Annotated in this window: 21 protein-coding genes, 1 tRNA gene and 3 pseudogenes; 10 read left to right on the top strand and 15 right to left on the bottom strand. The window is 58.2% G+C overall.

Going from position 1 to position 17920, the window contains the following annotated elements:
• Nucleotides 1–60 precede the first annotated feature (60 nt).
• On the top strand, nucleotides 61–240 hold the full coding sequence (locus LG371_RS08600) for a hypothetical protein (protein WP_156503530.1): 180 nt from the start codon (nucleotides 61–63) through the stop codon (nucleotides 238–240).
• Nucleotides 241–275: 35 nt separating this feature from the next.
• Here the strand turns inward: LG371_RS08600 and LG371_RS08595 are convergent, their stop codons facing one another.
• The 6 genes from LG371_RS08595 to LG371_RS08570 all read right to left on the bottom strand — a co-directional run bounded on the left by LG371_RS08595 (nucleotide 276) and on the right by LG371_RS08570 (nucleotide 4672).
• Nucleotides 276–1043: a 1-acyl-sn-glycerol-3-phosphate acyltransferase gene (locus LG371_RS08595; protein WP_225748268.1), complete on the bottom strand. Its 768-nt coding sequence runs from the start codon at nucleotides 1041–1043 to the stop codon at nucleotides 276–278.
• On the bottom strand, nucleotides 1043–1600 hold the full coding sequence (gene gmhB, locus LG371_RS08590) for a D-glycero-beta-D-manno-heptose 1,7-bisphosphate 7-phosphatase (protein ID WP_067592853.1): 558 nt from the start codon (nucleotides 1598–1600) through the stop codon (nucleotides 1043–1045). The genes LG371_RS08595 and gmhB overlap by 1 nt, the downstream gene beginning before the upstream one ends.
• Nucleotides 1601–1648: 48 nt before the next feature.
• A complete protein-coding gene (rfbC, locus tag LG371_RS08585; protein WP_225748267.1) occupies nucleotides 1649–2191 on the bottom strand; it encodes a dTDP-4-dehydrorhamnose 3,5-epimerase in 543 nt (180 codons plus the stop codon).
• 270 nt (nucleotides 2192–2461) lie between these two features.
• Nucleotides 2462–2851 (bottom strand): DUF488 domain-containing protein, encoded by a 390-nt coding sequence (locus LG371_RS08580; RefSeq protein ID WP_067592859.1) that lies wholly within the window; start codon nucleotides 2849–2851, stop codon nucleotides 2462–2464.
• A 102-nt stretch (nucleotides 2852–2953) separates the two neighbouring features.
• On the bottom strand, nucleotides 2954–3382 hold the full coding sequence (locus LG371_RS08575) for a hypothetical protein (RefSeq protein ID WP_225748266.1): 429 nt from the start codon (nucleotides 3380–3382) through the stop codon (nucleotides 2954–2956).
• A 96-nt stretch (nucleotides 3383–3478) separates the two neighbouring features.
• Nucleotides 3479–4672, bottom strand: coding sequence for an amino acid aminotransferase (locus tag LG371_RS08570; protein ID WP_225748265.1), 1194 nt, complete (start codon nucleotides 4670–4672; stop codon nucleotides 3479–3481).
• A gap of 302 nt (nucleotides 4673–4974) precedes the next feature.
• On the opposite strand from LG371_RS08570, the gene LG371_RS08565 reads away from it, so the two are divergent.
• Nucleotides 4975–5802 (top strand): formate/nitrite transporter family protein, encoded by an 828-nt coding sequence (locus LG371_RS08565; protein WP_225748264.1) that lies wholly within the window; start codon nucleotides 4975–4977, stop codon nucleotides 5800–5802.
• 141 nt (nucleotides 5803–5943) lie between these two features.
• On the opposite strand, the pseudogene nadD reads toward LG371_RS08565, so the two are convergent.
• Both nadD and ruvA read right to left on the bottom strand, forming a co-directional pair.
• Nucleotides 5944–6559, bottom strand: a pseudogene (gene nadD / locus LG371_RS08560) (nicotinate-nucleotide adenylyltransferase).
• Between the two features lie 225 nt (nucleotides 6560–6784).
• A complete protein-coding gene (gene ruvA / locus LG371_RS08555) occupies nucleotides 6785–7366 on the bottom strand; it encodes a Holliday junction branch migration protein RuvA (protein ID WP_067592870.1) in 582 nt (193 codons plus the stop codon).
• 101 nt (nucleotides 7367–7467) lie between these two features.
• Between ruvA and LG371_RS08550 the strand changes: the two genes are divergently transcribed.
• Entirely contained in the window at nucleotides 7468–7935 is a 468-nt protein-coding gene (locus LG371_RS08550; RefSeq protein WP_067592873.1) for a NemA protein, read from the top strand.
• A 112-nt stretch (nucleotides 7936–8047) separates the two neighbouring features.
• Nucleotides 8048–9889 (top strand): glutamine--fructose-6-phosphate transaminase (isomerizing), encoded by a 1842-nt coding sequence (glmS, locus tag LG371_RS08545; protein WP_225748263.1) that lies wholly within the window; start codon nucleotides 8048–8050, stop codon nucleotides 9887–9889.
• Between the two features lie 151 nt (nucleotides 9890–10040).
• Here the strand turns inward: glmS and LG371_RS08540 are convergent, their stop codons facing one another.
• The 3 genes from LG371_RS08540 to LG371_RS08530 form a co-directional block, all read right to left on the bottom strand.
• Nucleotides 10041–10316, bottom strand: coding sequence for a hypothetical protein (locus LG371_RS08540; RefSeq protein ID WP_067592877.1), 276 nt, complete (start codon nucleotides 10314–10316; stop codon nucleotides 10041–10043).
• A 68-nt stretch (nucleotides 10317–10384) separates the two neighbouring features.
• Nucleotides 10385–10831, bottom strand: a complete 447-nt coding sequence (locus LG371_RS08535; protein WP_225748262.1) for a hypothetical protein — start codon at nucleotides 10829–10831, stop codon at nucleotides 10385–10387.
• Nucleotides 10761–12170, bottom strand: a complete 1410-nt coding sequence (locus LG371_RS08530; RefSeq protein ID WP_225748261.1) for a hypothetical protein — start codon at nucleotides 12168–12170, stop codon at nucleotides 10761–10763. Before LG371_RS08530 ends, LG371_RS08535 begins: the two co-directional genes overlap by 71 nt.
• Before the next feature lie 81 nt (nucleotides 12171–12251).
• On the opposite strand from LG371_RS08530, the gene LG371_RS08525 reads away from it, so the two are divergent.
• The 6 genes and pseudogenes from LG371_RS08525 to LG371_RS08500 all read left to right on the top strand — a co-directional run bounded on the left by LG371_RS08525 (nucleotide 12252) and on the right by LG371_RS08500 (nucleotide 14996).
• Nucleotides 12252–12815 carry a hypothetical protein gene (locus tag LG371_RS08525; protein ID WP_225748260.1) on the top strand — a complete coding sequence of 188 codons (564 nt, stop codon included), beginning with the start codon at nucleotides 12252–12254 and terminating at the stop codon, nucleotides 12813–12815.
• A 71-nt stretch (nucleotides 12816–12886) separates the two neighbouring features.
• Entirely contained in the window at nucleotides 12887–13372 is a 486-nt protein-coding gene (locus tag LG371_RS08520; RefSeq protein WP_225748259.1) for a siphovirus Gp157 family protein, read from the top strand.
• A gap of 14 nt (nucleotides 13373–13386) precedes the next feature.
• Nucleotides 13387–13692: a MazG-like family protein gene (locus LG371_RS08515; RefSeq protein WP_225748258.1), complete on the top strand. Its 306-nt coding sequence runs from the start codon at nucleotides 13387–13389 to the stop codon at nucleotides 13690–13692.
• Nucleotides 13692–13868, top strand: a complete 177-nt coding sequence (locus LG371_RS08510) for a hypothetical protein (protein ID WP_225748257.1) — start codon at nucleotides 13692–13694, stop codon at nucleotides 13866–13868. Before LG371_RS08515 ends, LG371_RS08510 begins: the two co-directional genes overlap by 1 nt.
• A gap of 25 nt (nucleotides 13869–13893) precedes the next feature.
• Nucleotides 13894–14028, top strand: a pseudogene (locus LG371_RS12425) (helix-turn-helix domain-containing protein); the annotation flags it as partial.
• 59 nt (nucleotides 14029–14087) lie between these two features.
• Nucleotides 14088–14996 carry a site-specific integrase gene (locus tag LG371_RS08500; protein WP_225748256.1) on the top strand — a complete coding sequence of 303 codons (909 nt, stop codon included), beginning with the start codon at nucleotides 14088–14090 and terminating at the stop codon, nucleotides 14994–14996.
• A 167-nt stretch (nucleotides 14997–15163) separates the two neighbouring features.
• Here LG371_RS08500 and LG371_RS08495 read toward each other — a convergent pair.
• From LG371_RS08495 to LG371_RS08480, 4 genes and pseudogenes are all read right to left on the bottom strand, one after another.
• Nucleotides 15164–15240: transfer RNA gene (locus tag LG371_RS08495), tRNA-Pro, on the bottom strand.
• Between the two features lie 23 nt (nucleotides 15241–15263).
• Nucleotides 15264–15608: a hypothetical protein gene (locus LG371_RS08490; RefSeq protein ID WP_067594290.1), complete on the bottom strand. Its 345-nt coding sequence runs from the start codon at nucleotides 15606–15608 to the stop codon at nucleotides 15264–15266.
• Nucleotides 15592–15894 carry an integration host factor subunit alpha gene (locus LG371_RS08485; protein WP_067594286.1) on the bottom strand — a complete coding sequence of 101 codons (303 nt, stop codon included), beginning with the start codon at nucleotides 15892–15894 and terminating at the stop codon, nucleotides 15592–15594. The genes LG371_RS08490 and LG371_RS08485 overlap by 17 nt, the downstream gene beginning before the upstream one ends.
• A 152-nt stretch (nucleotides 15895–16046) precedes the next feature.
• Nucleotides 16047–17817: pseudogene (locus LG371_RS08480) on the bottom strand (M61 family metallopeptidase).
• Nucleotides 17818–17920: the final 103 nt, after the last annotated feature.

Below are 17920 nucleotides of genomic sequence, written 5' to 3'. Positions count from 1 at the left end.
GCGGCAGAAACGGGCGCGATGGCCGGCCGGGCGCAGGGAAAATGCCCGGTGCGGCGAAAGATGAATGATGACAAGAAATTAGCTAGAGCAGATACTGCAAAAACGGCTTGGGGCTACCTAAAAAAGGAAAGGGAAAACGAAAAAGGCTACCTGAAAAATGCCGGGGCTCAGTTTTCAGGTAGCCTTTTGCTTTCTGTGGCGGCAATGCGGTTTAGCCGATTATGGAGAATTAACTTCTGATACGGCATTAGCGCCGATGGAATCGCCGTTTGCCCTTATGCTGCGTTGTTTTGCTGCGGGCTGCCTTTGGCTTGGCCGGCATAGCAGGGGCCGCGGCCGGTGATGCGCGGCATTTGGCTTTCGATGGCGGCCTCGCAGGCGGCGGTGAGCTCGTTGATGCTGCCGGAATCGTGCTTGATCGGCGGGCAGATGACGACGCTGATTTCGCCGGGATGCTTGAGGAAGGAGTTTTTCGGCCAGAATTCGCCGCTGTTGAGCGCCACGGGCACGATGTCCATCTCCAAAAGCGTGGCGGTGCGGGCGGCGCCGCTTTTATAATGGCCTTTGCTGCCGGGCTTCACGCGCGTGCCTTCGGGGAAGATGGTGATCCAGAAGCCTTGGGCTTTGCGTTTGCTGCCCTGCTCGATGATTTGGGCGGCGGCCTGGCCGGGGTTGCGCCGGTCGATGCCGATGGTGCCGGCGAGCTTGAGCCCCCAGCCGAAGAAGGGGATGAGGAAGAGCTCGCGTTTGGCCACAAACACTTGCGGCGGGAAGATTTTTTGCATGGCGAGCGTTTCCCAGCCGGATTGGTGTTTGCAGCAGATGATGGCGGGGCCGGCGGGGATATTTTCGGCGCCTTCCACGCGGTATTTGAGGCCGACGATGTTTTCCAAGAGCCACATGAGCATCAGCGCCCAGCGGGTGGCGAGGGTGTGGATGCCGCGCGGGAAGGGGGCGGCCAGCACCAGCACGACGAACAGGGGCGGGGTGATGAGCGCCATCAGCAGCCAGTAGGCGAGGTTGCGTATCCAGAGTGAAAACATCAGGCCTCCTGTTCGGCGGCGGTTTGGTTGACGAGGTGTTGGGCGAAGGCGAGCAGGTCGTCGAACACTTGGGTGTTTTCAGGTAGTCCGCCGGCGGAGAGGGTTTTCTTGCCTTTGCCGGTGAGCACGAGCACGGGCTGGCCGCCCACGGCGTCAATGGCCTGCAAATCACGTAGGCTGTCGCCCACGAGGTAGACGCCTTGGGCGTCGGTGTTGAAGCGGTTGAGGATGTCTTCCACCATGCCGGGCTTGGGCTTGCGGCAGTGGCAGTGGTCGGCGTCGGTGTGGGGGCAAAACCAGATGCCGTCGATGCTGCCGCCGGCTTCATGGGCGAGGCGGTGCATTTTTTCGTGCATTTCGTTGAGGTCTTGCATGGAGAAGTAGCGGCGGCCGATGCCGGATTGGTTGGTGGCGATGGCCACGGTGTAGCCGGCCTGCTTGAAGAAGGCGACGGCGTCCATACTGCCGGGCAGGGGCACCCATTCTTCTTCGGATTTCACAAAGTCGTCGCGGTCTTGGTTGAGCACGCCGTCGCGGTCGAGGATGATCAGTTTCATGGCGGGATATTGGTTGGGGCTGGGTTGGGCGGGGTTTTCAGGTAGCCTTTAGCCGAACAGGGCGGCTTGGGCGAGGGCGCGGCCGGCGGCGTCTTTGGCGGAGAGCTGCGGCGGGCCGGCCAGCGGCCAGTCGATGCCCACGGCGGGGTCGTGCCAAAACAGGGTGTGTTCGTGTGCGGGCTGGTAGTAGTCGGTGCATTTGTACACGATTTCGGCGTGGCTGTCGGTTACGTAGAAGCCGTGGGCGAAGCCGGGCGGTATCCACATTTGGTAGCGGTTTTCGGCGGAGAGCACGGCGCCCACCCAATGCCCGAAGGTGGGCGAGGAGCGGCGTAAATCCACGGCCACGTCGAACACGCCTCCAGACACGACGCGCACGAGTTTGCCTTGCGGATGAACGGTTTGATAATGCAGGCCGCGCAATACGCCGTGCTCGGATCGGGAATGGTTTTCCTGCACGAAGGTGTGGTGGCCGATGTGTTGGCGGAACCAGTTGTCGCGGAAGGTTTCCATAAAGAAGCCGCGTTCGTCGCCGTGGATTTGCGGCTCGAGGATTTTAACGTCGGGCAGGGCGGTGTCGAAGATATTCATGCGGGTGTGTGCGGGGGAATTAGTGTGAAGGCGCTATTTTACCGAGAATGCGGGGGTTGAGGCTACCTGAAAAATGGGGTTTCGCCAAAGTGGGGCGTGGTTTGCGCCAAGCTGAAAACGGCGGATATTTTAGCTTTGCAGGAATTTGAGTGGCTCTTGTTAATTGTGTTGAAGCGGATGTTTTCAGGTAGCCTCTATTCACAGCAAAAGGCTACCTGAAAAATATCCGGCACAAAGCAGAATGCCTGCCAAGCTAAAAATGGCAACGCTTCAATCTGGTGCTGCCGCATCGCCGCCCCAATCGACTGTTTCCCAGCCGAGCACTTGCGCCAGTACGGAGAGGTGGCTCTGCTGCGGATGGCGCACGGCGGTGAGCAGCACGGTATCCGGCGCGGCGGCGAGCTGCTGCTTGAGCGCGAGCAGGGCGGCATGGGCGCTGCCGTGTTGCAGCTCTTCGGTGTAGCGGGCGGCGAATTCGGGGAAACGCTCTTGCGGCGCGGCGTGATACCAGCGGCGCAGTTCGGGGGAGGGGGCGATGTCTTTGAGCCACTGCACGGCGGCGAAGGTTTCTTTGCGGATGCCGCGCGGGTAGAGGCGGTCGCAGAAGATGGCGGGGGAGGAAGAGGGCATGTAGCCGTAGATGCGGCGGATGGCGGGCATGGCGGGGCTTTCTGCTGAGGGGCGGCGGGATGTTTTCAGGTAGCCTTTGCGCGGCTTGGGGCTACCTGAAAAATAGTTGGCACTGGCGGCGTGAAGCTGGCTCTAGAAATCGCAAATGCAGGACACTCGATCGTTTTCCAAACGTACCAGGAGGAAACAGTTATCCGAAGATTCTTCTTCAAAGGTTACGCTACAAGATGGCGTGATGGTTTGATTGTTTTCTTTGTTTCGGATGGTGAAGGTGATATTCAGCTTGCTTTTTTCTTCAAATTCAAGGAATGAGCAGCTCATATTGAAATTATATGTGTCGCTGTTGGGCGGGATGTCTTGGTTGATGATATAGGGTTTATTGTTGATTTCGAGTTTTTCCAGATATGGGGTGCCGGATTGGTTGTTGTGCAGCAGGTTGATGGAATAATACTTGCTTTGGGTGAGAGTGATCAGGAAATAGCCTGCTAATATCAGCAAGATGAGGGTTATCAGCAAACTCTTGATCAAGAGTTTGATATGGCTTCTGGCGGGTTTCTTCATGGTTTTCTCGGTGAGATTGGGCGCTTGGGGAAAAGGCTACCTGAAAACCAGTTCGCACCGTTTTCAGGTGGCCTTCTTATTCCAGCCTGCCTGCGGCTATTTCAACACTTCGGCAAAGGCGTTGGCCACGTAGTCGATATTCTTCTCGTTCAGGCCGGCCACGCACATGCGGCCGTTGCTCACCATATAAATGGCAAACTCTTTTTGCAGCCGTTCCACCTGCTCGGGCGAAAGGCCGGTGAAGCTGAACATGCCGCGCTGTTTGGTGAAGTAGCCGAAATCGCGGCCGGGCACTTTGGCGCTGAGCACTTCTTGCAGGCGGCTTCGCATGGCGCGGATGCGGTCGCGCATTTCATACACTTCGCCTTCCCATTGCTTAAACAGGTCTTCGTTGTTCATCACGCCGTCCACCACGGCATTGCCGTGCGAGGGCGGGCTGGAATAGATGCGGCGCACGGTGAATTTGAGCTGGCCGAGCACGAGCTTGGCTTCTTCGGCGCTGGGGCAGGCCACGGAAAGGCCGCCCACGCGCTCGCCGTAGAGCGAGAGGTTTTTGGAGAAGGAGCTGCTCACAAACACGGGCAGGCCGAGCTCCACGGCGCGGCGCACGGCATATACGTCGCTTTCCATGTCGTCGGCGAAGCCTTGGTAGGCGATGTCCATGAAGGGGATGAGTTTTTTCTCTTTGATGATGCCCAGCAGCTCGTCCCACTGCTCGCGGGTGAGGTCTACGCCGGTGGGGTTGTGGCAGCAGGGGTGCAGGATGAGCACGTCGTTTTCGTTCAGCGTGCGGAAGAAATCTTTCATTTCTTGGAACTTCACGCCGATGGTGGCCGGGTCGTAGTAGGGGTATTTGCCCACTTCGAAGCCGGCGCCTTCAAAGATGCTCACGTGGTTGCCCCAGGTGGGGTTGCTCACGTAGCACTTGGCCTGCGGAAACCATTCGCGGATGAAATCGGCGCCCACGCGCAGCGCACCGGAGCCGCCGAGCGATTGGATGGTGGCGATGCGGCCTTCTTTCACGGCGGGGGTGTCGGCGCCGAACAGCAGTTTTTGGCAGGCGGCGCGGTAGGCGGGCGTGCCTTCCATCGGCAGGTAGCCGCGCGGACGCGGGGGTTCGGCCAGGGCGCGCTCGACGGTTTTCACGCACTCGAGCACGGGCAGGCGGCCTTCGCCGTCGTAGTAAACGCCTACGCCGAGATTGACTTTCTCGCTGCGCGGGTCTTGGTTGTATTTCTCCATCAGGCCGAGGATGGGGTCGCCGGGGTAGAACTCAACGTGCTGGAACATGGTGGTCTTCCTTGAAATTCGTTGGGGAAAGGGGAAAAACGGGCGGAATGAAACGGCGCGATTTTACGCCGGTTTGCAATCAAGAGGCTACCTGAAACGGCGGCGGTGCACAACAGAGATTCTCGCATCGGACAGGAAAATTCTGCCGCGCCGTGCCGGATTATTTCGAGTGAAACGATGCTAAATCAAACAAAGCGCAAATAAATCCGCAAAACGGTTTGCACAGCTGCATGGTTTTCAGGTAGCCTTGCGTGCCGGCCGAAACCATGCGGCCGAAGCGCGATATCAAACACATATTCACAATGGATTTGCAGCAATTTAAGGGAGGGTTTATGCAGGGTTCGACGTTTGTTTCCGCCATTGAATACAACTGCCGCAAGAAATCGGCGCTGTTCGACGGCAATAAGGCCAAATATGCCGTGCGCTCGATGTATGCGGGGGTGATCCTCACGCTGGGCACGGCGGCGGGCGTGGTGGCGGCGGATACGCTCAATATGGTGCACCCTGCGCTGGGGCGCTTTGCTTTTCCGTTTATGTTTGCCTGGGGGCTGGTGTATATCCTTTCGCTCAACGCGGAACTCACCACTTCCAATATGATGTATCTCACCGCCGGCACGTTTCTGAAAAAAATCAAATGGCACAAAGCGTTGGCAATTTTGATGTATTGCACGCTTTTCAACCTGCTCGGCTCGATGCTGGCCGCCTGGCTGTTTGACCAAACCAGCGCGTTTGCCGGGCTGAATGTGCACAATTACCTGCCCAGCCTGGTGGAACACAAACTGGAGCGGGGCAGCCGGCTGGTGTTGTTTGAAGGGATCATGGCCAATCTGTATGTGAACGTGGCGGTGATGGCCTATCTGCTGCTGAAAGACCAGATGGCGAAAATCGTGGGCGTGTTTGCGGCGGTGTATATGTTTGTGTTTTTGGCCAACGAACACGTGGCGGCAAACTTCGCTTCTTTCTCGCTGGTGGCGTTCAACCCGATTGCCGGCGAGGTGGGGCATTTTGAAATGCTGAATATTCTGCGCCATTGCAGCATCGCTTTCTTTGCCAACTGGGTGGGCGGCGGCCTGCTGATCGGCCTGCCTTATGCCTTCTTGAATAAGGATGAGGAGCGGTATGTGGATTGATGTGGTGGATAAATGCACTTCCGCTACTGTTAAAAAGGATGTGATGAAAAAAAGCGGCCTGCGGGCTGCTTTTTTGTTGGGTGCGGGTTGGGGAAGTTTTTTCAGGTAGCCTTTCGTGCCGGAGGGGCTACCTGAAAATATTTATCGGGCGCGTGGCGGGATGTGGTAGAGATGGTGTTGGCGGATGTAGGCGAGCACGGTGGGGGGAAGGTCGGGGCTGGTGCCGCTGGCGGCGAGCTGTTGGCGGATTTGGGTGGAGCTAGCGGGCAGGGGGGCGGCTTGCAGGATATGCAGCCGGCCTTGCGGCAGGGCTTCGGCCAGCCAGGCTCTGCAGGGGGCGGGGGCTTGGGCGAGGCTGGTGCCGGGGCGGGGGCGGCGGCGATGCGGCATTGGCGCACGAGGTTTTGCCAGCGGTGCCAGGTGTGCAGTTGCAGCAGGCTGTCCATGCCGATGAGCAGCCAGATTTCAGCAGCGGGAAAGTGCTGGTGGAAGATTTGCACGGTGTCGTGGGTGTAGGTGGCGCCTTGGCGGACGATGTCGCAGTCGCTCACGGCGAAGCGGGGGTCGGCGGGCAGCGATTTCGACCATGGCGAGGCGGTGGGCGGCGGGGGTGCGGGGCGGTTTTGTGGTAGGGGTCGCCGGCGGGCAGGAAGATGACGCTGCTGAGGCGGAGCTCGTTGGCAAAGCTGCGGGCGATGTGCAGGTGGCCGCTGTGGATGGGGTCGAAGGTGCCGCCGAAGAGGCCGATGCTGGGCATGGTGGGTTCCTGTGGGGGTGGGTTTGGTTCGGGTGGTTTGGGATGTTGGGGCTACCTGAAAAATGTTGGGGTGTTTTCAGGTAGCTTTTGGCGGGATAAGGAGGCTACCTGAAAATGATCTGCTTGGATGGGTTTTGCTTGAAGCGGGTGTGCCGGTTGGGCAGAAATTTGCTTCGCTGGTTTCGTTTTCGCGGAGGCTTGGTTTTTCAGGTAGCCTTTATCTGTTTATTTCAGCAGGTTTTTCAGGGCAAGGCGCACGCCTTCGCCCACTTCGGTGCCGGGGGGGATGCCTTTGGTGGCGCTGCGGGCTTCTTTTTCGTTGTAGCCGAGGGCGAGCAGGGTGCTGACGATGTCTTCGCTGGTATCGCCGGCTTGGGCGGCGGGCTGGGCTTGGGCGCCACCGGAGGGGGCGAGCTTGCCGCGCAGTTCGAGCACCATGCGTTCGGCGGTTTTCTTGCCGATGCCGGGGGCGGAGGAGAGGCGTTTGATGTCTTCGGCGGCGATGGCGGCGGCGAGCTCGTCGGCGCTCATGGCGGAGAGGATGCCGAGCGCGGTTTTGGCGCCGATGCCGCTCACTTTGATGAGCTGGCGGAAGGTGTTGCGCTCGCTGTGGCTGCCGAAGCCGAAGAGGAGGTGGGCGTCTTCGCGCACGATGAGCTGGGTGTGCAGCGATACGGGCTGGCCCACGGGGGGCAGGGCGCAGAAGGTTTGCATGGATACGTCCACTTCGTAGCCCACACCGTTTACGTCAATCAGGATTTGCGGGGGGAGGGCTTCGATGAGTGTGCCGGAAAGTCTGCCGATCATGTGGGGCTACCTGAAAAATGGGAAAGCGGCATTATATCGGTTTCTCTATAAGTTATAATGGCGGCAGCGTGAATTTTTAACCGGTTTGGGAGGAAAATATCATGGAAAAACGTCATTTGGCCGCCTGCGTTTGCGCGGCTTGGCTGCTTGCGGGCTGCACCGGCAGCGATGTGATGCTGGGTTTGGGCTTCGGCGGCCGTCATTTCGGCATGGGAACGGGCTTGAGCATTCCGGTGGGCAGCCGCAGAAATGTGCAGGATTTGCGCGATCTGCGCATCATCGAAGAGCAGGTGCTGACTTATTTCGACGCGGAAGGTCGGCCTTCCAACGCGGCGGTGAAAGGCGGCTACTACCGCCAGCTCTTAAGCCGGCAGGGCGGCGGTTATCTGGTGCAGGATTTCTACGAAACCGGCCAGAAGCGCAGCGATGCCATGCTTCTGGCCCGCGATGCCCTTTACAATTTCCGCGCCCACCCGCAAAACGGCGTGCTCACCACCTATGCCATCAACGGCAATATCCTGTATCAGCAGAATTTTAGAGACGGGAAGATGGTGTCGGCATCGTATTGAGCGTGGGCTGAAATCAGCGCAACAGGCTGCCTAACCGGCAGCCTAGTTTGCTATAATCCGCCCGATTTGGCCGCTGCGGCGGCTGCGAATGAACAACAGTAAGGACTAAGCAATGTGCGGTATTGTGGGCGCGGTGCGCGCCAAGCAGAATGTGGTGGATTTTCTAACCGACGGCCTCAAGCGGCTGGAGTATCGCGGCTACGATTCTTCCGGCATCGCGGTGTGTGCGGCCAACGGCCGGATTGAGCGCGTGCGTCGCGTGGGTCGCGTGCAGCTGATGGAAGACGCGGCCAGGCAGGCCGGCATCTGCGGGCACATCGGCATCGGCCACACCCGCTGGGCCACCCACGGCGGCGTAACCGAGCCAAACGCGCACCCGCATATTTCAGGTAGCCTGATTGCGGTGGTGCACAACGGCATCATCGAAAACTTCGAAGAAGAGCGCGCTCGCTTGCAGGCTTTGGGCTATGTATTTGAATCACAAACCGATACCGAAGTAATTGCCCACAGCGTGCACCACGAATACACCGGCAACGGGCATCACCTGTTTGCCGCCGTGCAGGCCGCCTGCGCGCGCTTCCACGGCGCCTATGCCATTGCCGTGATGGCGCAAGACAAGCCGGACGAGCTGGTGGTGGCGCGTATGGGCTGCCCGCTGCTGGTGGCGTTGGGCGAGGGCGAAACCTTTGCCGCTTCCGATGTTTCCGCCGTGGTGGCTTTCACCCGCCGCATCGTTTATCTGCAAGACGGCGACATCGCCGAGCTGGGCTGCGAAGGCATCCGCCGCCTGATCGACCGCAGCGGGCAGCCAGCCGTGCGCGAAGTGCGCGTGTCGGAGCTGTCGCTGGCTTCGCTGGAGCTGGGGCCATACAGCCACTTTATGCAGAAGGAAATCCACGAGCAGCCTAAGGCAATTGCCGATACGGCGGAAGTGTTTATTGGCGGTGGGTTTGAGCCGGAAAACTTCGGTGCTGCAGCGCGCGGTGTGTTTGAAAAAATCCGCAGCATCAAAATTTTGGCCTGCGGCACTTCCTATTACGCCGCGCTCACCGCCAAATACTGGCTCGAAGCCATCGGCAGGGTGCCCACCGATGTGGAAATCGCCAGCGAATACCGCTACCGCGAAGTGATTGCCGACCCCGAGCAACTGGTGATTACCGTGTCGCAATCGGGCGAAACGCTTGACACCATGGAAGCGCTGAAATACGCGCAATCGCTGGGGCAGCGGCACAGCCTGTCGGTGTGCAACGTGATGGAATCGGCGCTGCCGCGTGAGAGCGAGCTGGTGTTGTATACCCGTGCCGGCGTGGAAGTGGGCGTGGCCTCCACCAAGGCGTTTACCACGCAGCTGGTGGTGCTGTTCGGCTTGGCGGTAACGCTGGGCAAAATGCGCGGCCAGGTGTCGGACGGGCAGGCGCAGGCCTATATGGAAGAGCTGCGCCAGCTGCCCGGCAGCATCCAACACGCGCTGAATCTTGAACCGCAGATTACGGCTTGGGCATCCAAGTTTGCCGAGAAAAACAGCGCGCTGTTCCTCGGGCGCGGCATCCACTATCCGGTGGCCTTGGAAGGCGCACTAAAACTGAAGGAAATCACCTACATCCACGCCGAAGCCTACCCGGCCGGCGAGCTCAAACACGGCCCCTTGGCGCTGGTGGACGCGGATATGCCGGTGGTGGTGATTGCGCCGAATGACAGCCTGCTGGACAAGGTGAAGGCTAATATGCAGGAAGTGGGCGCGCGCGGCGGCGAGCTGTTTGTGTTTACTGATTTGGACAGCAATTTCCAGCCCAGCCCGGGTGTGCACGTGATCCGCACCCCGCGCCACATGGGCGTACTCTCGCCGATTGTGCACACGATTCCGGTGCAGCTTTTGGCCTACCACGCGGCGCTGGTGCGCGGCACGGATGTGGACAAGCCGCGCAATCTGGCAAAATCGGTAACGGTGGAATAGGCTGGCTAAACAAGGATTGGCCAAATGCAAACGGCAGTCTGGGAACGGAAAGTTCTCAGACTGCCGTTTTGGTTTTCAGGTAGCCTTTTGGTTTTCAGGTAGCCTTTTGGTTTTCAGGTAGCCTTTTGGTTTTCAGGTAGCCTTTTGGTTTTCAGGTAGCCTTTTGGTTTTCAGGTAGCCTTTTGGTTTTGCTGCCAACAGGCAAAGGCGCATCCAGTTGTACCGTGCCGCCCGGCTGCACATCCTGTTCCGCATTCAGCGATACCGTGCAGCCCTGCCCGTGGGATAACACGCGCTCCGTGCCGTTCTCATTCAGCACCACCGCAATCTCGGTCGGTAGAAACACCTTAAAGCCGAACGGTAGGGCGGTGCTGCTGCCGTCGCCCAGATACACGTCGCTGCGCCTGCTTTCGCGTTCAATCGTCATAAAAAAAGACCCTCCGGAGTTACCGTGCTTATGGTAACTGCCGAAGGGTGCTTTTCGAGTGTACCTGGCTAGTTCTGCTCGTCGCTGAACATATCCAGCCCGCTCCAGTCGTCGAGCTGTTCGCCAGCCCGCAGCGTGCCGCGCACCGGCAGGCCGGTGGTCATGCTGATAAGGGTGGCCGTGTCGTACACCCCCTTGCGTTTCTGCCGGTAGTTGGCATCCGGTTCCACTGCTTTGACCACAGACCATGGCGAGAGCAGGGCGGCCTCAGCCATACTCAGTGCCGGCGCCCCGCCCAAGCGGCTGCCGTAAGCTTTGCCGTTGAAGCGGTTGTAGAGGAAGGTGCCTACCTGTCCCACGCCCGGAATCATTGCCAGGCCGTTTTTTACTTGGCCGTCCACCAGCGCGGTTTTCAGGATTTCGTCGGCGTAGCCGTCGCCGTCTTCATCCTTCATGCCGTAGCCGATGGCGGCAATCAGCTCCGCCCCCGCCGCCGGCAAGAAGTAGCCCATCATAAACAGGTGCGCCGCCGCCAGCTTGTTTTGCCGGATGCCGCCCTGCCGCATCCGCTTCGCTCATTCCCTGCTCCAAAGACTGGCGGAATGCCGCCGTCCAAATGACCGGCTCCATGCTGTTGGCCATCGCCTGTTGTAGGAAGTAGGCGTTGCGGTTGGTCCAGTTCTGCGCCTTCTGATACCAGTTCGGGTTAATCAGCGTTTCTTGGATAAAGTCGTCCATCGCCGCGATTTCATTGTCCATGCGGCTGCGCATAAATTCCGAACGCTCGGCCACCGACTGCTGCATCGCTTTGCGGTTGGCCACAAAGTCCAACGCAGCCGCCGTCATGTAGCGGGTTTTCACTTTTACCCCGGCCAAGAGGAAGCCGGTAATCTGCTGCACGGAGTTCACGATATTGCCGAACATCAGCGCCATTCCCGCCCGCTGCCGCATCGCCGACCAAAAGCGGCTGAAACCGCCGTCCTCCTGAATCTTGGTTACGGTGCGCTGCTTGGCCGCCCGGTTCAGCCACGGCATCAGCATGGATTCCAAAGCCTTGTGCTGGTGGCGGTTCAGCTCCGGCGTAATATCGGAAAGCAGGCGGCGCACATCGCGCACCGGCACTTCCATATTCGAGAACAAGGCCACCTGTTCGGCGTGGCTCATCAGCCGCGCCAAATCCAACACCAGCGGTCGGTTGTATTCCACACGGGCCTTGGTAAAGCCTTTCGCCGTGGTCGGGAAGGCGTAATCCATATTCTCGTTTTCTTGCTTGGCCAGTTCGCGCATTTGCCCGTCCACCACCAAATCGGCATCAATCTGTGCCGGCACATAGCCGCCGCGAAACTCGCCCCACGGCGTTTGAATCGGGTTGGCGGCAATCTCGTCAAAGTAGTAGCCGAACACCTCGAAGTGCGCCTGCTGTGCCTTGGCTTTGCTCTGCTCCAGCAAATCCCACACTCCTTGCGCAAACTGCCAATGTCGCTCTTGAATAATGCCTTCCTCCTGCATCCGGTTGATAAACGCCTCCCAGCGCGCGGTATTCAGCTCGTCCGGCGTATCTTCGCCCCAGCCGCGCCCAATCAGCAGCTTGCGCAGGTTGCTTTCGTTGCCGCTGTGCAGCATCGCGTGTAGCACTTCGTTGAAAGTAAAGGTGTAATTGAGCTCGTGGCTGTGGATTTTCGGGCGGTCGAAGTCCTGCTGGATGGGTTCCAGCAGCTCCTTAAATCCTTGTTTAAATTCGTTGGTCTGCTTGCGGTAGGCTTCCGCGCCCTGCTTAATCGGGCGGTAGATGTAGTTCAAAAAGCCTTGGCCCATTGCTTCAGCCCAGCTTTCCACGCGGGTGGCGCTATACACCAGGCTGCGTAGATTCCAGTTAACGAACGCAAGGGGTGGGATGAGAAAGGCGAGCAGGAAGCGCGGGAAAACAGCATCCGTATGGGGCAAGACTTTATCGCTTCCGGCGGCTCGCCCGACCGACTGCCGGCAGCGATACAACAGGCCATCGGCCCGTCTGGAATGCAGGCGATGCGCGAGTATCAGTTCCGCTTGGAACAGGGCGAACAATCCCGCATGGAATACCGCTCGCGCCCGATTTACTACGACTTCCTTTATCACCCTGAAAAGCTGATGGATATGAGTGAAGATCAAATCATGAACCTGTCGCCGGTAATCGGTTTGGATAAGGCTAACAACTTACTGGAACGCAAACGCCGGCAAGAGCGGGATGGCGACGGATCTGCGCCGAAGGTGGAAGCGGAGGTGCTGAACTGGGTATCTCGGCAACTTAATATCAAGACTGGCATCAATGCTTCAGCAGAAGATTTGCAAAAACGCGGCTGGCTGATGGACAACATCATGCAGGCTAACCGGGATTTTTATAGCAACCATAAGCGCTATATGACCCAGGGCGAGTTGAGGGAATTTGTTGCCAGTAACCGGCGCAGCCAAAACCCCAGCCCTTCGGTCAAGCCTACCCCACCCAGCCGCAGGATGATATAGACGACGACTTGCCTTTCTAGGCTACCTGAAACCGCCCCGTATCCAACGGGGCTTTTTACTTGGAGAACCCCATGCAAGTAACCCTATACCAATGCGCCGACGACATCCGCGCCGTCCTCGATACCCACTTCGACAACGAAACCGAAGCCGCCGACACCCTAGAAGCCGTTATCGGACAATTCGAAGTCAAAGCCCAAGCCGTTACCGCCTACTGGCTCAACCAAGAAGCCCAAATCAGCCTGCTCGACCAGCACATCAAATCCATGCAGGAGAAAAAGAAAGTCCTGCAAAACCGCCAGGGCCGGCTCAAAAGCTACCTCGCCGCCAACATGAAGCGCAGCGGCATCCGCGAAATCAAAGCCGACGACGGCACCTTTACCTCCAAGTTCCAAAAGAACCCGCCCGCCGTTACCGTCTATGATGAAAAGCAGATACCGGAAGAATATTGGGTGGCGAAGAAGGAAATCAGTAAGAGCGTCCTCAAAGAAGCCATCAAAAGCGGCAAAGAAATCCCCGGCGTCAAACTCGAGAGCAGCGAAAGCCTGCGCATTAAATAACCAAGGAGTAAACCATGACCCAAGTATTTACCCAAATCCGCGACTGGGCAGAAGCCCGCAACCTTATCGACGGCAGCGACAGCTTCCGCCAGCTTGCCAAGCTCACAGAGGAGGCCGGCGAGCTGGCATCCGATATATCCCGTGGCAGGGCAAGAGGCAAGATAGCCGACAGCATCGGCGATTGCGCGGTGGTGCTCACCATCCTTGCCGCCCAGAACGGCCTGAAAATTGAGGACTGCATCGCCCAAGCCTATGACGAAATCAAAGACCGGCGCGGCGTGATGAAAGACGGCGTATTCGTGAAAGAGGAGGATGCGTGATGACACCCGAAAGAATCGAACAAGAGCGCAAAGCATTTGAGGCGTGGATGGCTGAGCTCTATCCAACCAATCCTCAAACGGAGTGGGTGGGCGACGAATACAGCCGCCTAGGTACACAGTACAAGTGGGAAGGCTGGCAAGCCCGCGCCTCTCAATCCACAAACCCCGCCGCGTAATGCGGCTTTAGTTTGGAGATTCAAAATGCTCAACGTAGAACAAGCAGCCGAGAGATTGTTTCTGCATCCCGAAACCGTGCGGCTGAAGGCGAGAACCAAAGAAATCCCGGCATACAAGAAGAACGGGAAGTGGTACTTCTTCGCCGACGAACTGGACGCCTACATCAAATCGGATAACAATGCAGCCTTGCAAGAGGCTGCACATGAAAGGAGTTTCTCATGTCCAGCAAAAACATCATCAAGGTGTACAAAAGGAAAGAGAGGAGAGGTTGGTACTATTCGTTCACCGCGCCAAACGGACAGCGAATACGCCGCCATGCTCAAACTGACGACGAGCAGCAAGCAAAGGAATTAGCCGCCAAACACTACAACAGCTTGTTTGAAGTACAGCGTTTAGGCAGCAAGCCGGAGCACTCGTGGCAGGAAACCGTGGTTGAGTGGTTAAAAGAAAACCCGAAGAAACAGCAAGATTACAACACCTTGCTGTTTCTTCGCTGGTTGGATAACCACTTAGGGCATCTGAACATCTCGCAGATTGACCGCGAAGTATTGCGACAGGTGCGGGACGCCAAGATGGCGGAGCAGGTCAAACCCCGTACCGTGAATGCCTACCTGCAACAAATCCGTATCGTGTTGCGGGCAGCCTATGATTGGGGCTGGTTAGACAGGGTACCCAAGTTCACGCTGTTGGAAGAACCCAAGCGGCGGGAACGCTGGCTGACCTCGGACGAGAAAGAAAGACTGTTTGCCGAACTGCCGGAACACCTGATTCCGATTGTCCGCTTCGCACTCGCTACCGGACTGCGTATGAGCAATATCACGCAGATGAAATGGTCGCAAATCGACCTGCACCGGCAGACTGCCTGGATATTCGCCGACAGCACCAAAGCCGGACGCCCCATCGGTGTGCCGCTGAACCATGAAGCGATGGATACGCTGCGTTCACAGATGGGGAAGCATCCTGAGTTTGTCTTTATCTTTCGAGGCAAACCCATTAAGCGAGCCAACCAAGCAGCATGGCGCAAAGCACGAGACCGGGCGGGCTTATCGGATTTCAGGTTTCACGACTGTCGCCACACATGGGCAGATTTCCGGGACGCCCATCTACCAACTGAAGGAACTGGGTAGCTGGTCAAGCATGGAGATGGTGCAAAAGTACGCCCATCTCAACGTGGAACACCTGAAAGAATTTGCAGATAACGCCTCACGTTTTGGCACCAATTTGACACCAGTAGCAAACCAAGACGGACAAAGAAAAAACAGCCAGTATAACTGACTGTTTTTATGTATCGTTTTGGTCGGAGTGAAAGGATTCGAACCTTCGACCCCTTGCACCCCATGCAAGTGCGCTACCAGACTGCGCCACACTCCGACTCTTGAAAGGAAGCGCGAATTTTAAGCTGTTTTTTGCGGTTTGGCAAGAACTGCTTCGATTTTTCCTAAAATGTTTTGCAAATCGGCTTTTACTTCGTCTGCCGTGGCGGCGTTGCGGCCGAGTTTGTCGCGGCCGTTGAGGTTGAAGCGGTCGACGTAGGCGGGGAAGCTGCCGCTGAGCTGCCGCAGTTTGACTACGTCTTGCCGGGTGTATTGGTTGCCGCCGCGGCCGATTACGATGCCGTTATCCTGCTGCCATTGGTAGAACTGTTCGGGCTGGATGTCGGCCAGGTAGCACAGTTCTTCCAAATCGAAGTAGCGTTTGGCGGGAATGGGCGGCAGGGGGTGTTTAGCTTTGTTTGCCATAGTTGTGTTCTACCATGCCTTTGAGTTTTTGGCTGGCGTGGAAGGTAACGACGCGGCGGGCGGTGATGGGCACTTCTTTGCCGGTTTTGGGGTTGCGGCCGGGGCGCTGGGGTTTGTCGCGCAGTTGGAAGTTGCCGAAGCCGGAGATTTTGATTTCTTCGCCGCGCTCTAGGGTGGCGCGGATTTCTTCGAAAAACAGTTCAACGAGCTCTTTGGCGTCGTTCTTGCTGATGTTGCTGACTTTTTCGACCAGGATATCGGCCAGTTCTGCTTTGGTGAGTGTCATCGGTGTTACCTCTTAAAATTGCGTAGGTTGCGGATTATCGCTAATTAAGTTTTAGAAATCAAGTGAATGCTGCGATATGTGGGAAATTCGGCGGAATCCGGCTGCGGATTGTGTTGTTTGTTTTGCTTGGGCTTTGTGTTGTGTGTTGTTATTTAAGGGGTTTTGAGGCTACCTGAAAATGGTTGCGGGGCTTGCAGCCAGTCGTCGAGTGCGGCGGGGTTTTCGATGGTGAGCCAGGCGGTGTCAGGGCGGGCGGTTTGTACGGTGGCCTGGGTGCGGTGGAGGACGCCGTGCCGGAAGTAGTGCAGCTCGACTTGGCTACCGGGGGTTTGTTGCTGCCATTGTTGGGCGAAATCGGCGGTGCTGTAGCGGTTGAGGGCGACGATGCGGTCGCCGGGGGCGAGGCCGGCTTGTTCGGCGCTGCCGCCGGTAAGGACGTGGCTGAGGGTGATGTCGCTGCTGCTTTGCTGGAAGCGGGCGCCGAAGTCGTTGGCGGGGCTGATGTGGGGCGGGCTGCCGCAGCCGCCGTTGTGCGTGGGCGGGAGGGGCAGCCAGTGCAGGTGGATGCCGGCGGCGGCGAGGCAGCTTTCTAGGGGGAGGTCGCGGGTGCTGCGGATGAGGTGGTCGAATAGTTCGCTCAGGTCTAGGCCGGTGGTGCGTTGGGCGAATTCTTCCCATTCGGTTTCGGTGAGGGGTGTTTTGCGGGTGAGCCAGTCTTGGTAGAGGGCTTGCATGAGGGTGTCGAGGCTGTGGGGGCTGTGCTGGCGGAGGGTGAGGTCGAGGCAGAGGGCGGCGAGGGCGCCTTGCTGGTAGTAGCTGGTGATGGCGTTGGGGCTGTTTTCGTTTTGTTTGTAGTATTTGTCCCAGGCGTGGAAGCTGGATTGGGCGAGGGTTTGCTGGCGGCGGCCGGGGTTGCGGCGCACGCGGGTGAGGGTGTGGGCGAGTTGTGTGAGGTAGGCGGTGGGGGAAATGCTGCCGCTACGCACGAGGAAGAGGTCGTCGTAGTAGGAGGTGATGCCTTCGAATGCCCAGAGGAGGCGGGTGTAGGCTTCTTGGTTGAGGTCGGATTGGGCGAGGGCGGCGGGCTGGATGGATTTGACGTTCCAGGTGTGGAAGTATTCGTGGGAAATGAGGCCGAGCAGTTGGCTGTAGTTGTCGGAGGCTTCGGGGCGGTTTTTTTCAGGTAGCCAGTTGCGGTCGGCGAGCAGGGCGGTGGAGTTGCTGTGTTCGAGGCCGCCGTAAACGTGGTCGCCGAGGTGGAGCAGGAAGGTGTAGTGCCGAAGGGGGCGGGGGAGGGAAGAATTGGAGCTGGGCGGCGCAGATGGCTTGGGTGTCGGCGAGCAGACGCGGGCGGTCGAAATCGGGGTAGTGGCCGCTGAGGACGATGCGGTGGGGGATGCCGCCGGCGGTGAAACGGAGGATTTCGAGTGTGCCGGCTTCGAGCGGGCAGTCGATGAGGTGGCGGTAGTTTTGGGCTTGGTAGAGGCTGCTGCCGAGGTGAGGCAGGGCGGTGGCGGTTTGCCAGTGTTGGGGGAAGTTGAGCTGGATTTGGTGGGGCTCTTGGCTGTCTGAGGCTACCTGAAAAAAGAGGGCGGCGCCGTTGAAGAAGGCGCGTTGGTTGTCCATATAGCAGCCGCGCACGGAGAGGTCGAAGGCGTATACGCGGTATTCGACGAGCCATTCGCCTTGCTGGGCTTTGGCGGATTGCCAGTTGTTTTTGCTGATGGCTTGCAGCTCGGCGGGTTGGCCGTTGCAGCGGGCTTCTATGCAGACGATGTGGCGGGCGAACTCGCGGATCATGTAGCTGCCGGGTATCCAGTTGGGCAGGCTGAGGCAGACGGGCTCTTGGCCGCTATGGTTGAAGCGAAGTTGGACTTGGAAGAGGTGTTGCTGGGGTAGGGGAGTAATGGTGTAGTGGGGCATTTGGGTGGATTTCGTTTAATTTGAAAGGAGGGGATGGTTTTGGCTTTGCTGAGGCGGTGTTTGCCGGTTTTCAGGTAGCCTGCTTGTGTTAAAAATAAAAAGA

It is taken from the genome of Eikenella sp. Marseille-P7795, assembly GCF_916618725.1.
GTDB lineage: Bacteria > Pseudomonadota > Gammaproteobacteria > Burkholderiales > Neisseriaceae > Eikenella > Eikenella longinqua.
This window is presented reverse-complemented; position numbering and strand designations above follow the sequence as displayed.

Coding starts and splice junctions, on each gene's coding strand:
- LG371_RS08600 (WP_156503530.1), top strand. CDS start 61: ATGAATGATGACAAGAAATTAGCTAGAGCAGATACTGCAAAAACGGCT.
- LG371_RS08595 (WP_225748268.1), bottom strand. CDS start 1,043: ATGTTTTCACTCTGGATACGCAACCTCGCCTACTGGCTGCTGATGGCG.
- gmhB (WP_067592853.1), bottom strand. CDS start 1,600: ATGAAACTGATCATCCTCGACCGCGACGGCGTGCTCAACCAAGACCGC.
- rfbC (WP_225748267.1), bottom strand. CDS start 2,191: ATGAATATCTTCGACACCGCCCTGCCCGACGTTAAAATCCTCGAGCCG.
- LG371_RS08580 (WP_067592859.1), bottom strand. CDS start 2,851: ATGCCCGCCATCCGCCGCATCTACGGCTACATGCCCTCTTCCTCCCCC.
- LG371_RS08575 (WP_225748266.1), bottom strand. CDS start 3,382: ATGAAGAAACCCGCCAGAAGCCATATCAAACTCTTGATCAAGAGTTTG.
- LG371_RS08570 (WP_225748265.1), bottom strand. CDS start 4,672: ATGTTCCAGCACGTTGAGTTCTACCCCGGCGACCCCATCCTCGGCCTG.
- LG371_RS08565 (WP_225748264.1), top strand. CDS start 4,975: ATGGATTTGCAGCAATTTAAGGGAGGGTTTATGCAGGGTTCGACGTTT.
- ruvA (WP_067592870.1), bottom strand. CDS start 7,366: ATGATCGGCAGACTTTCCGGCACACTCATCGAAGCCCTCCCCCCGCAA.
- LG371_RS08550 (WP_067592873.1), top strand. CDS start 7,468: ATGGAAAAACGTCATTTGGCCGCCTGCGTTTGCGCGGCTTGGCTGCTT.
- glmS (WP_225748263.1), top strand. CDS start 8,048: ATGTGCGGTATTGTGGGCGCGGTGCGCGCCAAGCAGAATGTGGTGGAT.
- LG371_RS08540 (WP_067592877.1), bottom strand. CDS start 10,316: ATGACGATTGAACGCGAAAGCAGGCGCAGCGACGTGTATCTGGGCGAC.
- LG371_RS08535 (WP_225748262.1), bottom strand. CDS start 10,831: ATGATGGGCTACTTCTTGCCGGCGGCGGGGGCGGAGCTGATTGCCGCC.
- LG371_RS08525 (WP_225748260.1), top strand. CDS start 12,252: ATGGGGCAAGACTTTATCGCTTCCGGCGGCTCGCCCGACCGACTGCCG.
- LG371_RS08520 (WP_225748259.1), top strand. CDS start 12,887: ATGCAAGTAACCCTATACCAATGCGCCGACGACATCCGCGCCGTCCTC.
- LG371_RS08515 (WP_225748258.1), top strand. CDS start 13,387: ATGACCCAAGTATTTACCCAAATCCGCGACTGGGCAGAAGCCCGCAAC.
- LG371_RS08510 (WP_225748257.1), top strand. CDS start 13,692: ATGACACCCGAAAGAATCGAACAAGAGCGCAAAGCATTTGAGGCGTGG.
- LG371_RS08500 (WP_225748256.1), top strand. CDS start 14,088: ATGTCCAGCAAAAACATCATCAAGGTGTACAAAAGGAAAGAGAGGAGA.
- LG371_RS08490 (WP_067594290.1), bottom strand. CDS start 15,608: ATGGCAAACAAAGCTAAACACCCCCTGCCGCCCATTCCCGCCAAACGC.
- LG371_RS08485 (WP_067594286.1), bottom strand. CDS start 15,894: ATGACACTCACCAAAGCAGAACTGGCCGATATCCTGGTCGAAAAAGTC.